Genomic DNA, 14,568 nt, shown 5'->3' on the forward strand with positions numbered 1-14,568 from the left:
AGGCGGGTGATGCAGTTCTCGACGGAGTCGACATTGCCGGGCCCGCCGAGGGCTGCGAGCACCTCCTGGGAGATGGTCTGCGGGGATGCGGTCATGACTGCTCCTTCGGGGAGTTCGGGGTGTGGGTGGTGAGGGCTTCACGCAGTACGCCGCCGGCTGCGGCGAGTGCGTCTTCGGCTGCGGGCGCATCGAGGCCTGCGAGGATCATGAGGATGGCGGTCTTGGCCTTCCCGCCGGCGGCCTCGACGGCGGTGGTGACGGTGTCCTGGTCGGCGCCGGTGGCTTCGGTGACGATGCGGTGCACGCGGGTAGTGAGCTTGTGGTTGGTGGCATCGACGTCGACCATGAGGTTGCCGTAGGTCTTGCCCAGCCGGATCATCGTCATCGTCGAGAGCATGTTGAGCACGAGCTTCTGGGCGGTGCCGGCCTTGAGGCGGGTGGAGCCGGCGATGAGCTCAGCGCCGACGACGACCTCGATCGGCACCTCGGCGGCGGCACCCAATGCGGAGTCTGCATTGCAGGAGATCCCTGCGGTGAACGCGCCGGCTTCCCGGGCGGCGGTGACGGCGGCGACCGTGTACGGGGTTGCGCCGGAGGCGGCGATGCCGACGACGGCGTCATCGGGTCCGACTCCCTGGGCTGCGATATCGGCACGGCCTAAGGCGGTGTCGTCTTCTGCGCCTTCGACGGCGGTGATGAGGGCATCCCGGCCGCCGGCGATGAGCCCGATGACAAGACTCGGGTCGGTGCTGAAGGTCGGCGGGCATTCGGAGGCATCGAGCACGCCGAGCCGCCCGGCGGTGCCGGCGCCTGCGTAGATGAGTCGCCCGCCGCGGCGCATCCGCTCGGTGATCCCGTCGACCGCCTGGGCGATCTCGGCCAGGTGCGCGCCGACAGATGGTGCGACGCGGGCGTCTTCGTTGTTCATCACGCCGGCCAGCTCGATCGTGGTGAGCGTGTCGATGTGTGCGAACCGGGAGTCGATCGCCTCGGTCGTGGAGGTGGGGGTGGTCTCGTGGGTCATGAGGGGTCCTTTCGGTGCCGGCGCGGGGCGAGCATCTGGTGGGAGGTGGTGACGGCAGCGCCAGCCTGCTCGGCGCGGCGCTGGTAGACAAGGGCGAAGAGGGAGTCGACGATGAACAGCTGGCCGGACCGTGAGCTCATGGCCGCCGGGCGCATCCCGCTTTCGCGGGCGGCGACAGCGATGAGGACGTGGTCGGCTGCGGTGATCCGCGAGCGCGGGCGCACGGTGATCGCCACGGTGGGGATGCCGGCGGCCCGGGCGGCGTCGAGGGGTTCGAGGATGTCGGCGGTCTCACCGGAGGCGCTGATGACGATGAGCAGGTCGACCGGCTCCATGACCGCTGCGGCAGTGAGCGCGTGGTGGCCTTCGGTGATCGGCTGGCTGATGATGCCGATGCGCTCGAGCTTGGCTGACAGGTCGCGGGCGACGATACCCGAGGCGCCGATGCCGGTGATGACGACACGCCGGGCCGTGCAGATCGCGTCCGCCGAGGCGGTCAGCGCTGCGATGTCGAGGGCGGCTGCGGAGTCGGCCAGCGCCTGCTGCTCTTCGGCCAGCAGCTTGGCCACGACCTCGGCCGGGGCGTCGTCGAGTTCGATGTCGGCCGGCAGCCGGCCGGTGCCAGCCGGGCCTGCCGCTGCGGTCTGCACCGCGGTCGAGGCGGCGAGCAGGGCCCGGAATTCGCGGTAGCCGGTGCAGCCGATCGCTTGGGCGAGCCGGGTGACCGAGGCGTCGCTGGTGTCGGTGTGGGCGGCCAGCTGCCGCATCGTCATCGGCACGATCGCCTGCGGGTCAGCAAGCACCGCCCGGCCCACCTGTGCCGGGCCGCGGCTCAGCGTCGGCACGAGCGAGCGCAGGCTTGCGAGCAGCGCCTCCGGGGCGGGCGGCTGGCTCTGCCCCGGCTTTGAGGAGTTTTTCTCCACATAATTCGGCATAGACTGAAGTTTTCCACCTGACCTATGCTGTGTCAAAAGTCACAGCTTCATTCCATCGCCTCGGCTTCCACTGCAGCAGGCTTCGCGGCCTCTAGGATGAGCGGGGCAGCCAGCAGGCGCACCTGTCGGATGCGAGAGCAGAAGGAGACAGACATATGCGAGGCATCGGAGCCAGTGAGGGCTGCGCCCTCGGGCCGGTCCACCACGTCGATCGCAGCATCGCCGAACCAGCGGCAGACCCGCGGCCATCCGAATCCGACCCCACAGCGGAGGTCACCCGCTTCACCGAAGCCGCCGACGCCGTGACGACAGCCCTCGAGACCGCCGCCTCGAACGCCTCGGGCGAGGCTGCCGAGATCCTCTCGGCCACCGCCCAGATGGCCTCCGACCCCGCCTTGGCCGAATCGGCCAGCAGGCTCATCCGGGATGAGAACCTCACAGCCGAGCGCGCCGCCTGGGTGGCAGCCGGTCAGCTGCGCGAGAAGCTCGAGAGCCTCGGCGGCTACCTCGGGGAGCGCGCGGCCGATGTTGCCGATGTCCGCGACCGGATCATCGCCTCGCTGCGCGGTGAGGAGAGCAGCTTCGAGTCTCCCGATGAGCCGTTCGTGCTCGTCGCCGAGTCCCTCTCCCCTGCCGATACCGCCGACCTTGACACCGCACTCGTCCTCGCCCTCGTCACCGTGCAGGGTGGGCCGCAGTCCCATTCGGCGATCCTCGCTCGTGCGCTCGGCATCCCCGCCGTCGTCGGCACCGACCCTGCCATTACCCAGATCGCTGCCGGCACCGAGGTGTTCGTCGACGGCACCGAGGGCACCATCAGCACCGAACCCGGAGATGAGGAGAAGGACCGGGCCGCGCAGTGGCAGGCAAACCGCGAGCAGGCTGCCGCGTTCTCCGGCCGCGGTGAGCTGGCCTGCGGTCACCGGGTGCAGCTGCTGGCCAACATCGGCTCAGCGGCCGACGCCGAGACCGCCGCGAAGGCCGGTGCGGAGGGGGTCGGGCTACTGCGCACCGAGTTCCTCTTCCTCGACCGGGCCGATGAGCCCAGTGTGGACGAGCAGGCCGAGGTGTATGCCGCGATCTTCGCTCACTTCGCCGGCAAGCCGGTTGTCATCCGCACGCTCGATGCCGGTTCGGACAAGCCGATGCCCTTCATCACCGCAGCCCAGCGCAGCGAGGACAGCCAGGTGAGCGAACCGAACCCGGCGCTCGGGATGCGCGGCTTCCGCACCCACTCCTTCGCCCCGGCCGTGCTCGAACGCCAGCTGCAGGCCATCGCCCAGGCCGCCCAGCAGTCCGAGGCCGAGGTGAAGGTCATGGCCCCGATGATCACGACCGCAGACGAGGCCGCCGAGTTCGCATCGCTTGTCACTGCAGCCGGGCTGGAGACCGCCGGGATCATGGTCGAGACTCCGGCTGCGGCCCTGTGCGCGGCTGCGACGCTGGCGCCGGTGGCCTTCGCCTCGATCGGCACGAACGACCTGACCCAGTACACACTGGCCTTCGACCGTGAGCTGCCCGATTACGGTGGACTGCAGTCCTCTGGGCATCCGGCCGTGCTCAGCCTCATCGGCGCGACCGTCCGCGGCGCCGAACAGGCAGACGCGCAGACCGGTGACGGAAAGCAGCGCACCGTCGGGGTGTGCGGTGAGGCCGCAGCCGATCCGCGGCTGGCCGTCATCCTCGCAGGACTCGGCGTCACCTCGCTGTCGATGTCGGCCCCAGCGCTGGGCCGGGTCGCGGCGAAACTCGCCGAAGTCACCCTCGCCGAAGCACGTGAAACCGCCGCCGAAGCGCTGAGCGGCTCGGTTGTGACCGCCGCCGTCACCGCCCAGGACTCCCCTGCCGACGACACGGCTGATGCCGAGGCGCCCACCGCCTCTGGCGCGGGAGAGACCGACGTGCGCCGCACGATCGAGGTGACCGCACCGACCGGGCTGCACGCCCGCCCGGCCGCAGTGCTCGCCAAGGCGCTCAAAGCACTCGACGCGAGCGTGCAGATCACACACGCCGGCAGCGGCAACACCGCCGACGGCGGCAGCGTCATGGAGATGATGGCTCTCGGCGCCGACCCCGGCGACACGATCGACGTCCACGCCACCGGACCGGCAGCAGGCGAGGCAGTCGAGGCCGTCGAGGCCGCGGCCACCGGAGACACATGAGCCGGTGCTGAGATCTCAGCACCGGCTCACGGAAGGGAACAGACAGTGATCAGGGAAGCAGGTCCTTGATGTCGTCGACGAGGATGTCGGCCTCAGGACCGACGACGACCTGGACGATCTCGCCCTGGGAGACGACGCCGAAGGCGCCGGCGGCCTTGAGTGCGGCCTCGTCGACCTGGCTGCCGTCGGTGATCTCGACGCGCAGGCGCGTGATGCAGGCCTCGATGTCCTCAATGTTGTCTGCGCCGCCGAGCCCGGCGACAATCTGCTCCGCCTTGTCCATCTGTGACTCCTCTGTCGTAGGTGTGCGTGCCCCGGAGCGGGATCCGCCCGGGTCTCGTGTGCACCAGTCTACGGCCGTTGACGTCAGCGGCGGCGCAGCCGCGCAGCCCAGACCCACCGGTTCGCACAACCCGCGTTCCGCCGCACCCGGCGGGCGCCCACCTTGAAGGGAAGGACAGCGATGTCTACCGAAACAGCCTCCGGCGCAGGCAAGAAGAAGCGCCACATACCCGGGTTCGCGCAGCTCCAGCGCGTCGGCCGCTCGCTCATGCTGCCGATCGCCGTGCTGCCTGCTGCCGCCCTGCTCATGCGTTTCGGCCAGCCCGATATGCTCGGTGCCGACGGTCTGGCGCAGTACGCGTCGTGGCTGCAGCCGGTCGCCGAGGTGTTCGCTGCCGCCGGCAGCGCCCTGTTCGACAACCTGGCGCTCATCTTCGCCGTCGGTGTGGCGATCGGGTTCGCGAAGAGGGCCGACGGATCGACGGCACTGGCCGGCGTGGTCGGCTACCTTGTCCTCACCAATGTCTTCAAGGCCCTGGCCCCGTACTTCGGCTCCGATGGCGGGGACGGTCAGAAGGTCATCAACTACGGTGTGCTCGCCGGCATCATCATCGGCATCATCGCCGCGGTGCTCTACCAGCGCTACTACCGCATCAAGCTGCCGGACTACCTCGGGTTCTTCGGCGGGCGCCGCTTCGTGCCGATCGTCACCGCGGTGGCCGCGATGGTCACCGGTGTCATCATGGCGATCATCTACCCGATCTTCGACGCACTCATCAACAAGGGCGTCGGCGGATTCCTCATGGAGCACGGCTCGAACCCGGCCACCGGGTTCATCTTCGGCACCATCAACCGTCTGCTCATCCCGTTCGGCCTGCACCACCTGCTCAACAACCTGCCGTGGTTCCAGCTCGGATCGTGCAAGAACGCCGCCGGTGAGACGCTGCACGGCGACATCACCTGCTTCTACAGTGGTGTCGACGGGACAGCTGACTGGACCGGTTCGTTCATGACCGGGTTCTTCCCGATCATGATGTTCGCCCTGCCGGCTGCTGCCCTGGCGATCTACCACACCGCGCACAAGTCCCGCCGCAAGCTGGTCGGTGGCATCATGCTGTCGGTTGCCCTGACAGCTTTCGTCACCGGCATCACCGAGCCGCTGGAGTACGCGTTCGCCTACGTGGCGTTCCCGCTCTACGCCGTCCACGCTGTGCTGACCGGCACCTCGCTGGCGCTGGTGAATGCGCTCGGCATCAAATCCGGGTTCGGGTTCTCCGCCGGTGCGATCGACTATCTGCTCAACCTCGGCCGAGCCGCAGAGCTCTCCGGCGGCATCGGCAAGGTGCTGCTGCTCATCGTCATCGGCCTGGTGTATGCCGCGATTTACTACTTCCTGTTCCGCTGGGCGATCATCAAGTTCAACCTGCACACGCCTGGCCGTGAAGAGGAGGGCGACGCCGGTGAGGGCGCTCCCTCGGTCTTCGACGAGGCGCAGGAAGCTGCCGCTGAGTCGACCGGCAAGAAGCGTGCGCAGAAGGAGGGCAGGCAGTAGTCCTTCGTGACTGACTGCGCGTGACCCGCGCGCGTGACCAGTTCTGTGGAGCAGCTCGTCTGAGCTGCTCCACAGTTCTTTTCGGCCGAGGTGCGCACTTGAGCCCGCTCATCTGAGCTGCTGAAGGGAAAGTTTGTAGAGTTGTTCAGATTTCCGACCCTGGAAAACCTGAACACCGCTACAAACCTTTCAGGCCGGGACGAGGCAGCCCGGTATACGAACCTGCAGGCACCCTCAGCCCGCTGCGCGGTTGTGCTTAATCGCGACGTCCAGCCATGCGGCCAGACCCTCTTCACTGTCGATCGCAGCGGCGTCGACTTCAATCCAGCCAGGACCCATCTCACGGTCGGCGCCCATCGTCGCCTGCTGCGCGCCGGGCCGGGTCAGCAGGTCGTCATGCTGTTCGGCGCCCACCCGCACGAGCAGGCCGCCTGACTTGAGCGCACTGACGGCCAGCTTCTCATTGACCATGAACGACCGGCCGCCGAACATCGACACCTCACGCAGCACCGGTTCGTCCGCAAGCAGGCTCCGCAGGCGATCGACGAGAGCTTCTTGTGCAGGGGTCATGACTGGGCCCTTCGGTTCCGACCAGAACAGACATCAGGATATCGGACCGCAGGCAGGTGTCAGGGCATGAGAAGAGCCCCCTGTCAGACTCGAACTGACGACCTTCGCTTTACAAGAGCGGTGCTCTACCAACTGAGCTAAGGAGGCGCGCTCACCGCAGTGAGCCTAAGACAGTGTAGAACATCGGCCTGCCGTCCGCCACGCACGCCCCCACGACTGCGCCCCAATCTTCTCGGCACCAGCCCCACAACCGCACCCGCCAACGACTGACGCCCGCCGGTCACGAATTCCGTGACCGACGGGCGTCTGCCAGCTCAAGCGCTCAGGCGATCAGTTGCCGCCGGCGGCGCGCAGCACCTCAAGCGGGAACTTCTGCGGATCCTGCTCGCGGAAGGACTCGGTCTCCTTGCCGTTGATGAGCACACGCGGGGTGCCGGAGAGTCCGCGCTCGTCGAACGCGGCCTTCGTCTCCTTCTCCACCGACTTCGCGAAAGCCTGCTCGGTGATGCAGCTGCGCACATCCGAGGCATCCGAATCCTCGGGCTCGACCTTCGCGCTGACATCGACGCCGGCGTCTTCGGCGATCTTGATGATCTGGTCATCCTCCATGCCCTCAGCACCTTCCTGCGGCTGCTGAGCGAACATCGCCATGACGAAGTCCGAATATCTCTGTACCTGGCCAGAGTCGGCGACACAGGCAGCAGCGTTGGCCGCACGAGTGGAGTACTTGTTGCCGCCCGAGGCGTTGTCGAGGAACGCGACCGGCGCGTACTGCAGGGCGATCTTGCCCTCCTCGACGAGCTTATTCAGCGTCTTGCCGTGGGTGTCCTCGAAGGCCTTGCAGGCCGGGCACTGGAAGTCGAAGTACACCGTCACGACAGCAGCGTCGGAGCCGAGCGGAGATTCGGCGATCGGCGGCGGCGGGTTCTCGCCGGGCTCCTCGATGCCGGGCGCGGTGTAGGCCTTGAGCTCATCGCCGTCCTTGGCCACGGTCATCGTGCCCTCGGCGTAGTTGCGGGGGCCGGCCACCGGCTGCATGCTCTGGAAGATGAGGAAGCCGACGACGGTGAGGAAGGCGACGACGACGACACCCACCGAGGTGAAGAGGATCGTCTTGGCCTTCTTCTCCCGCCGCGCGTCGTTCTCTGCGATCTGCCGCGCCTTCTCGCGCGCTGCCTGTCGGCGATCGGCGGCCGATGAGTTCTTCGCCATGTTTCCTCACGTGATGTCGGGCGCTGCGCGGGCTTCGGCGCAGGCGCTTACTGGTTCGACAGCTATCTTAGATCCTCGGCCATCCTACGCGGTTCAGCAGTTCTTCAGGGGGATCCGCTCCCGAGGCGGTGGCTGGGTCCTACAGTTCGGAGGCGCGTGGGATGAGCTCGAGTGGGTTGAAGGTCAGCGGCCACCAGGTGACGCCGGCGGTGGAGAGGATGACGCTGACGGCCATGACGAACAGCAGCGCGAGCACCCCGAACATGATCCATTCGCCGGTGCGGTTGCGGGCGATCGAGGTGAGCGCGGCCCGTGAGCCGACGCGCAGGTTCGCCGATCCCGGCCCGAACCACAGCACGAGCGCATAGGACAGCCCGGCTGCCCACAGGGTCCATTCGAAGGACCGGCCAGAGGGCACGATGCCGGCGATGTCGAGGCGCATGAGCACGGCGACTGCGACGAAGGCGATGGCCGGCAGGATCATCGAGAACAGCGAGGTGAACACCGACCGGAACAGCGCACCGGGCAGGCTGGCGATCGAGGACCACACCGATACACCGGAGGGTCCGTCGTTGAACTGCCGCCAGTTGCGCACCTGGGCCATCGACCCGGTCGTGCGGGCGGCGACCTGCCACAGGTAGGAGGCAATGAGCATGATGACCGGCCCGAGCGCTACGAGCGTGACGGCCAGCAGGTTGAGCATGAGCAGCGGCCATGCTCCGCCGAGGCGCGGCGGACGCGGCGGGCCGGGCGCCTGCAGCTGCTGGGGTTGCCAGGGCTGCTCGGCCGGCACCGGGGCGCCGGCATGCTGATAAGGCTCGACCTGCTGGTGCGGCTGGGGCCGCGGGTCGATGCCGAGCGGGCCGTAGGCCGGCGGTGAGCCGACGGCAGCATGCGCCGGGCCCGAGGCGTGCGCCGGCGGGCCCGAGGCATGTGCTGAACCTGAACCAGCTGGCTGGCTGCCCTGCATGCGGCCTTGCTGGCTGCCGTAGGGGGCTGCTCCCCCGTAGATGCTGCCGCCGGGTGTGCCAGACGAGGGCTGGACAGGCTGCGGGCGACCGCCGGGAGCGTTGCCGTGGCGGGGAACCCCGTGCTGGTCGGGGCGGTGGCCGGCGAAGCCGCCGGCCTGGAAGCCCTCCATCGCGCCGGGTTCGCCGCCGAGCTGGTAGGCGCCACCGGGTCCGGTGCGGCCCATCGGGCCGGTCGGCGGGGCCAGTGGATCATAGGCTGCCCCGGCTGCAGCACCGGCAGCGCCTGCCGCACCGACGGCAGGCAGGTCGACCCGGGTGCCGCCAATATCGCCGCGGCCGGGTCCGGCTGCGTGGCGGGGGCTGCCGAGTGCAGGCAACTGCCCAGATTCGATGTCGACGAGGGCGTCGAGGATCATAGCCCCCGATGGCCGCCGTTCAGGTTTGGGGTCGAGGCAGGCCTGCAGCAGCGGCACGAACAGCTCCGGTGCCCCTTCGAGGTTGTGCCGCCCGGTGGCCACGCGTCCGAGCACTGCTTCGAGCGGGCCGGAGCCGTACGGGTTGCGGCCGGTGGCCGCAAACGCCATCGTCGCCGCCCAGCCCCACCAGTCGGTCTTCTCGCTGGCTTCGCGGCCGTCGGCGATCTCGGGGCTGAGATAGCCCGGGGTGCCCATGACGAGGCCGGTGGCGGTGACCTTGACCTCGTCGGCGGCCTGGGCGATACCGAAGTCGATGACCATCGGCTCACCGTCCATGATCATGACGTTGGCCGGTTTGAGGTCGCGGTGGATAACGCCGGCTTCGTGCACGGCGTTGAGCGCATCGAGCAGCGCATGGCCGAAGTGGACGAGCTCATCCTCGGCGAACGGGCCGTTGTCGCGCACATCGTCAGACAGCGTCTGCCCGTCGACGAACTCGGTGATGATGAACGGCTGGGCGGTCTCAAGTTCGGCGTCGAGGACCGCTGCGATCCGCGGATGCTGAATCCGCCTCAGTGTCCGCACCTCACGGGCGAGCCGCTTGCGGGCGGTCTCGTCGTTGGCGATGTGCGCGTGCAACACTTTGACGGCGACCGGGTTGTTCTCAGCATCCACCCCGAGGTGGACGACGCCCATGCCGCCGGAACCGAGTTCATTCAGCAGCCGGTAGCCGCCGAGTTCCTGTACTGCCACTCAACCCAGGTTAGCTGAGGCGGTAGAGTTTCTCATGAGGATCGAGTGCTGATAGGAGTAACGTGATTCACACCTCCGCCCCGTTGGAAGCTCGTTCAACCCTGGTGGCCCCGCCGGAGGATGGGGCCGACTTCATCGTCGTGGCCAACCGGCTCCCAGTGGACCGCGATACCTCAGGTGAGACGCCGTCCTGGCGCACCTCACCTGGAGGTTTGGTCACCGGCGTCGCCCCGGTCATGCAGACCCACAAGGGCGCTTGGATCGGCTGGGCCGGAGTCGCCGATGAGGAATTCGATCCGTTCCACATCGACGGCATGCACCTCGTGCCGGTGCCGCTGAGCTCGGAGGAAGTCCGCCGCTACTACGAAGGCTTCTCCAATGCCACGCTGTGGCCGCTCTACCACGACGTCATCGTGCCCCCGGAGTTCCACCGCACCTGGTGGAACAGCTACCGGACGGTCAACCGACGCTTCGCCGAGGCGGTGGCGCGCACCGCCTCGGAAGGGGCGACTGTGTGGGTGCACGACTACCAGCTGCAGCTGGTGCCCTATCTGCTGCGCGGCATGCGCCCGGATGTGCGCATCGGCTTCTTCAACCACATCCCGTTCCCGCCGTGGGAGATCTTCGCGCAGCTGCCGTGGCGCGCCCAGATCCTGCGCGGCCTGCTCGGCGCCGACCTCATCGGCTTTCAGCGCCCGGCCGATGCCCAGAACTTCCGCCGTGCCGTGCGCATCTGCCTGGGCCTGCCGAGCTCGGGCAACCTCGTGAAGATCCCGGCGGCAGAAGACCCGGCCAGCGAACTCGGTGATACGACGACGATCACCCGCACCGCCGAGGCGAGCGCGTTTCCGATCTCGATCGACACCGAACATCTGGCCCAGCTCGCCCGCGACCCGAGGATCTGTGCGCGGGCCAAGGAGATCCGCGCCGAGCTCGGCAACCCGGAGACGATCCTGCTCGGTGTCGATCGGATGGACTACACCAAGGGCATCCGCCACCGGCTCAAGGCCTATGGCGAGCTGTTCAACGACGGTGTGCTCGATCCGGGCACGGTGACTCTTGTGCAGATCGCGACCCCGAGCCGTGAGCGCATCGACCAGTATCAGCAGATCCGCACCGATGTGGAGCTGGCGGTCGGCCGGATCAACGGCGAGTACTCCGGGATGGGGCATCCGGTCATCCACTACTTCCACCACTCCTATCCGCGCGATGAGATGACCGCGCTCTACATCGCCGCCGACGTCATGCTCGTGACCGCCCTGCGCGATGGCATGAATCTGGTGGCCAAGGAATACGTCGCCTGCCAGACTGATGACGACGGAGTGCTCGTGCTCTCCGAGTTCGCCGGTGCCGCCGAGCAGCTGACCCAGGCGGTGATGGTGAATCCGCATGACATCTCCGGCCTCAAGTCCCGCATCGCCGCAGCGGTGACGATGGATCCCGGTGAGAAGCGCGCCCGCATGCGCGCCATGCGCGAGGGCCTCGCTGAGGAGGACGTGCGCGCCTGGTCCGATGCCTTCCTCGCCCGCCTCCAGCAGACCGACCGGGCCGGCCTGGCCGAGGCCGCAGCCCACATGCGCACCGACCAGCACCCGACCGACGCTGATGCCCAGCCGGATTCCGCCCCCGGCTACTCGGATCCCGACGACATCGACATCACCGCGCTGGCAGCGGCCGACCGGCTGCTCGTCGGCCTCGACTTCGACGGGGTCATCGCCCCGCTGGTCGACAATCCGATGGACGCCGCGCCGCTGCCGGCCTCGGCTGCCGCGGCCGAGGCGCTGGCTGCTGAACCGAACACGGTCGTCGGCTACATCTCCGGGCGCAACCTCTCGGTGCTCAAGCAGCTGTCGAACGCACCCGAGGGTGCGATCTTCATCGGCTCGCACGGGGTGGAGAGCGATTTCAGTGCAATCGGCGGGGAGGACATCGGCCCTGCCGACGGTCGCCGCTCGGGCGGCAATCCGGCCGCAGGCACCTACGCGAGCGGGCCGAGCAATGATGAGCAGGCGCTGCTCGATGAGCTTGATGCCGCCTTCACCGACATCCGCACCCGCACCCCCGAGGAGGGCCACGGGCTGCTGCGCATCGAGCGCAAGCCGCTCGGCCGGACCTTCCACACCCGCGGCTGCTCGGAGAACCGCACCGCCTTCTATGCGACCGAGCTCGAGGCGCTGGCCAAGCGGCTGGGCCAGCTGCGATTCCTCACCGGGCATGAGATGTTCGAGTTCGCGCTGCGCCACCAGACGAAGGGCAACGGCCTGGAGCGGATGATCCGCCAGACCGGTGCGACTGCCGCGCTCTACATCGGCGATGACCGCACAGATGAGGATGCGTTCAAGAAGCTGCGCACCTATCCGGAGGACTTCCCGCGCCTGTCGATCAAGGTCGGGCCCGCTGGCACCGCCGCCGAGGTGCGCCTCCAGTCCCCCGATGACGTCGCCGTGTTCCTCGGCCGGCTCGCCGCCGCCCGCGCCGGACGCTGACCACCGGGCTCTGCGGTTCCGGCTGGTGCTGACCGGCTGGTTCAGCGCCGGCCGATGGCCCGTTCGGACGCCCGCAGGACGAGTTCGGGGCTGACGCGGTAGTCCGGCAGCTGGGGTGTGCGTCCACCGCCGGCACCCGCCGCGCCGACACCGGACCCGCCGGCACCGGATCCAGCAGCCCCTGCACCATCGGCGCGCATGAGCCGTTCGAGCTCGCGCAGTGCGGCCTCCGCCAGGGCGGCCCAGTCGAAGGTCACCTGCGACATCGGCGGGTGGATCACCTCGGCGTCGGGCATATCCCCGACCGTCAGCAGCGAGAAGTCCTGCGGGACTGCCAGGCGCAGCCGGCGGGTCGATTCGAGGAACCCGAAGGTGATCGCCGGCGCGCAGCTGATCGCCGCCGAGCACTGTGCCTCCAGCAGCTCATCGGCTGCCTGCGAACCGGCCAGGATCCCCGGACCTGCCACGACGACCGGGGCCTGGTCGCGGGTGGCGGGGATGTGCAGCACATCGGCCATTGCCCGCCGGAATGCACTCACCCTGGTCGAGGCGGCTGAGTCCTCGGGCACGACGAGCCCGATGCGCCGGTGGCCGAGGTGGATGAGGTGGCGGACAGCCGTGCGGATGCCCTCCCCGGAGTCGAGGACGAGCTGGGCGAAGCCTGCGTGCCGGGCGTTCGAGACGCGGATGACCGGCACACCGTGGGCGGCAAGCTGCTGAGCCTCGGGACCGGCCGAACCGCCGCCGAGCACCACCGCACCGGCGACGCCGAAGGACTCGAGCACCTCGGCGGCCGATGCGAGGTCCGGGCCGGTCTGGATGCGCACGGCCACCCAGCCGAGGGCGAAGATCCGCTCGACGATCTCCAGGTACAGGCTTTCGAACGGGTCGACGTCACCGGCGAGCGGGGCGGCGTGCACAACCGCGATGACGGTGCCGCTCCGGGCCGCCTCATCCCCGTGCCGCACACCGAGCGTGCCGAGGGCGACGGCGACCGCGCGGCGGGCGGCAGCCGAGGTGCCCGGCTGTTCGCGCAGCACCCGGGAGACGGTGGAGACCGACAGCCCGGAGGCCGCGGCGATCTGCTTGAGTGAGATGTCTGAGCGCATCAGGTCCTCGCTGCCGCTGTCGACTGGCGGGCCAAGAGTCTCGGCCGCAGGGTCGGCGGGACCGAGGCGAGCTGCCGGCCGGGCAGGCCGAGGACGCTGCGAACCCCGGCGGCGAGCGCCTCGGCGAGCGCCTGGTTGTCGAGTCTGAGCACGGTGGCCGGCGGGTTGGTGTAGCGCATCGTCGAGAAGTCACCGAAGCCCACCACGGACAGGTCGCGTGGGATCGCCAGCCTGCGGCGGCGCACGGCGGCGAAGACGCCGTGCAGCTGCAGGGCGGATTGGACGATGACAGCGGTGCAGGTGGCGTCGCGCAGCTGGGTGGCTGCGGCGATCCCGCCGGAGTGGGATTTAGGGACGGCGGCGATCCACTCATCGAGCCGGTCGGTGACATCGCGCATCGGGTGCTCACGCCGGAACCGGTTCTTCAGCTGCTCGGCCAGCGCGCCGGAGTCGTTGCACACGAGCCCGATGCGCCGGTGGCCGAGCGCGTGCAGATGCTCGAACGCCAGGCTCATCCCGCCGGACAGGTCGACGCGGGCGGCGATCCACTCAGCGTCGATCGCTGGGCCGGCCACCGCCTCGGGAGCGGTGTCCCCCGTGCCCGAGGTGTCGCTCGCCTCGGTGCCGGTGGCCGCGGTGGGCCAGGCGGCGGTCGCCTCGGCGAAGCGGACGACGGGGACGTCGACGTCGAGTGGGGTGAAGGTGGGGGTGACGACGAGGGCGGCGCCGGCGTCGATGCAGGCGCGGACCTCCGCGATGTCCTCGTCGAGGAACGGGGTGGCGGCGATGATGCCGGCGTCCTGGAGCTGCATCGACAGCGAGCGGCACACCTCGATCTGCCAGTGCTCCGGCTGGGCGGGCGCGCACACGGCGACCAGCCGGGCGGCCTGCCGGTGCAACAGGGTCGAGCGGTCGTAGCCGAGGGAGCGCACGGCGTCGAGCACCCGGGTGCGGGTCGCCTCGGCGACGGTGCCGCGGCCGCCGAGCACCCGCGAGACCGTCGTGACCGACACGCCTGCCGCCTCGGCGACGTCCTCCAGCCGAACTCTCATAGCGCCAGTCTACGGCGGGCGCACGGGCGGCAGCGGTGGCCCGG

General features: G+C 69.0%; 12 protein-coding genes and 1 tRNA gene. 3 read left to right on the forward strand and 10 right to left on the reverse strand.

The features are described from left to right. The 3 genes from B4E96_RS13365 to B4E96_RS05010 form a co-directional block, all read right to left on the reverse strand. A partial coding sequence (locus tag B4E96_RS13365; protein WP_414632674.1) for a PTS transporter subunit EIIB occupies positions 1–95 on the reverse strand: 95 nt, incomplete at its 3' end. Next, complete coding sequence (gene murQ / locus B4E96_RS05005) at positions 92–1,024, reverse strand: N-acetylmuramic acid 6-phosphate etherase (protein WP_286956617.1); 933 nt, start codon at positions 1,022–1,024, stop codon at positions 92–94. The genes murQ and B4E96_RS13365, both read right to left, overlap by 4 nt. Continuing rightward, a complete protein-coding gene (locus tag B4E96_RS05010; protein ID WP_286956618.1) occupies positions 1,021–1,947 on the reverse strand; it encodes a MurR/RpiR family transcriptional regulator in 927 nt (308 codons plus the stop codon). The genes murQ and B4E96_RS05010 overlap by 4 nt, the downstream gene beginning before the upstream one ends. Positions 1,948–2,114: 167 nt before the next feature. Between B4E96_RS05010 and ptsP the strand changes: the two genes are divergently transcribed. Beyond that, positions 2,115–4,121: a phosphoenolpyruvate--protein phosphotransferase gene (ptsP, locus tag B4E96_RS05015; RefSeq protein WP_286956619.1), complete on the forward strand. Its 2,007-nt coding sequence runs from the start codon at positions 2,115–2,117 to the stop codon at positions 4,119–4,121. Positions 4,122–4,170: 49 nt separating this feature from the next. Here the strand turns inward: ptsP and B4E96_RS05020 are convergent, their stop codons facing one another. After that, complete coding sequence (locus tag B4E96_RS05020) at positions 4,171–4,629, reverse strand: PTS glucose/sucrose transporter subunit IIB (RefSeq protein ID WP_349680641.1); 459 nt, start codon at positions 4,627–4,629, stop codon at positions 4,171–4,173. Here B4E96_RS05020 and B4E96_RS05025 point away from each other — a divergent pair. After that, on the forward strand, positions 4,585–5,955 hold the full coding sequence (locus B4E96_RS05025) for a PTS transporter subunit EIIC (RefSeq protein ID WP_286956622.1): 1,371 nt from the start codon (positions 4,585–4,587) through the stop codon (positions 5,953–5,955). The genes B4E96_RS05020 and B4E96_RS05025 overlap by 45 nt on opposite strands. Positions 5,956–6,189: 234 nt before the next feature. On the opposite strand, the gene B4E96_RS05030 is transcribed toward B4E96_RS05025, so the two are convergent. The 4 genes from B4E96_RS05030 to B4E96_RS05045 all read right to left on the reverse strand — a co-directional run bounded on the left by B4E96_RS05030 (position 6,190) and on the right by B4E96_RS05045 (position 9,877). Next, the gene (locus tag B4E96_RS05030) at positions 6,190–6,525 is read right to left on the reverse strand and encodes a TfoX/Sxy family protein (protein ID WP_286956624.1); all 336 of its coding nucleotides are present in this window, start codon (positions 6,523–6,525) and stop codon (positions 6,190–6,192) included. A 74-nt stretch (positions 6,526–6,599) separates the two neighbouring features. After that, positions 6,600–6,672 (reverse strand) — tRNA-Thr (locus B4E96_RS05035). Between the two features lie 183 nt (positions 6,673–6,855). Continuing rightward, positions 6,856–7,737, reverse strand: coding sequence for a DsbA family protein (locus B4E96_RS05040; protein ID WP_102161988.1), 882 nt, complete (start codon positions 7,735–7,737; stop codon positions 6,856–6,858). Between the two features lie 139 nt (positions 7,738–7,876). Continuing rightward, positions 7,877–9,877, reverse strand: a complete 2,001-nt coding sequence (locus B4E96_RS05045) for a protein kinase domain-containing protein (RefSeq protein ID WP_286956625.1) — start codon at positions 9,875–9,877, stop codon at positions 7,877–7,879. 62 nt (positions 9,878–9,939) lie between these two features. On the opposite strand from B4E96_RS05045, the gene B4E96_RS05050 reads away from it, so the two are divergent. Beyond that, positions 9,940–12,363, forward strand: a complete 2,424-nt coding sequence (locus tag B4E96_RS05050) for a trehalose-6-phosphate synthase (RefSeq protein WP_286956626.1) — start codon at positions 9,940–9,942, stop codon at positions 12,361–12,363. Between the two features lie 41 nt (positions 12,364–12,404). Here the strand turns inward: B4E96_RS05050 and B4E96_RS05055 are convergent, their stop codons facing one another. Both B4E96_RS05055 and B4E96_RS05060 read right to left on the reverse strand, forming a co-directional pair. Continuing rightward, positions 12,405–13,472 carry a LacI family DNA-binding transcriptional regulator gene (locus B4E96_RS05055; RefSeq protein WP_286956627.1) on the reverse strand — a complete coding sequence of 356 codons (1,068 nt, stop codon included), beginning with the start codon at positions 13,470–13,472 and terminating at the stop codon, positions 12,405–12,407. Continuing rightward, positions 13,472–14,524 carry a LacI family DNA-binding transcriptional regulator gene (locus B4E96_RS05060; protein ID WP_286956628.1) on the reverse strand — a complete coding sequence of 351 codons (1,053 nt, stop codon included), beginning with the start codon at positions 14,522–14,524 and terminating at the stop codon, positions 13,472–13,474. The genes B4E96_RS05055 and B4E96_RS05060 overlap by 1 nt, the downstream gene beginning before the upstream one ends. Positions 14,525–14,568: the final 44 nt, after the last annotated feature.

The organism is Brevibacterium sp. UBA7493 (assembly GCF_002479565.1).
Taxonomy (GTDB): domain Bacteria; phylum Actinomycetota; class Actinomycetes; order Actinomycetales; family Brevibacteriaceae; genus Brevibacterium; species Brevibacterium luteolum.

What these genes read in the sequence shown, in the direction of transcription:
- murQ (WP_286956617.1), bottom strand. Translation starts at nt 1,024, where the DNA reads ATGACCCACGAGACCACCCCCACCTCCACGACCGAGGCGATCGACTCC.
- ptsP (WP_286956619.1), top strand. Translation starts at nt 2,115, where the DNA reads ATGCGAGGCATCGGAGCCAGTGAGGGCTGCGCCCTCGGGCCGGTCCAC.
- B4E96_RS05025 (WP_286956622.1), top strand. Translation starts at nt 4,585, where the DNA reads ATGTCTACCGAAACAGCCTCCGGCGCAGGCAAGAAGAAGCGCCACATA.
- B4E96_RS05030 (WP_286956624.1), bottom strand. Translation starts at nt 6,525, where the DNA reads ATGACCCCTGCACAAGAAGCTCTCGTCGATCGCCTGCGGAGCCTGCTT.
- B4E96_RS05040 (WP_102161988.1), bottom strand. Translation starts at nt 7,737, where the DNA reads ATGGCGAAGAACTCATCGGCCGCCGATCGCCGACAGGCAGCGCGCGAG.
- B4E96_RS05055 (WP_286956627.1), bottom strand. Translation starts at nt 13,472, where the DNA reads ATGCGCTCAGACATCTCACTCAAGCAGATCGCCGCGGCCTCCGGGCTG.
- B4E96_RS05060 (WP_286956628.1), bottom strand. Translation starts at nt 14,524, where the DNA reads ATGAGAGTTCGGCTGGAGGACGTCGCCGAGGCGGCAGGCGTGTCGGTC.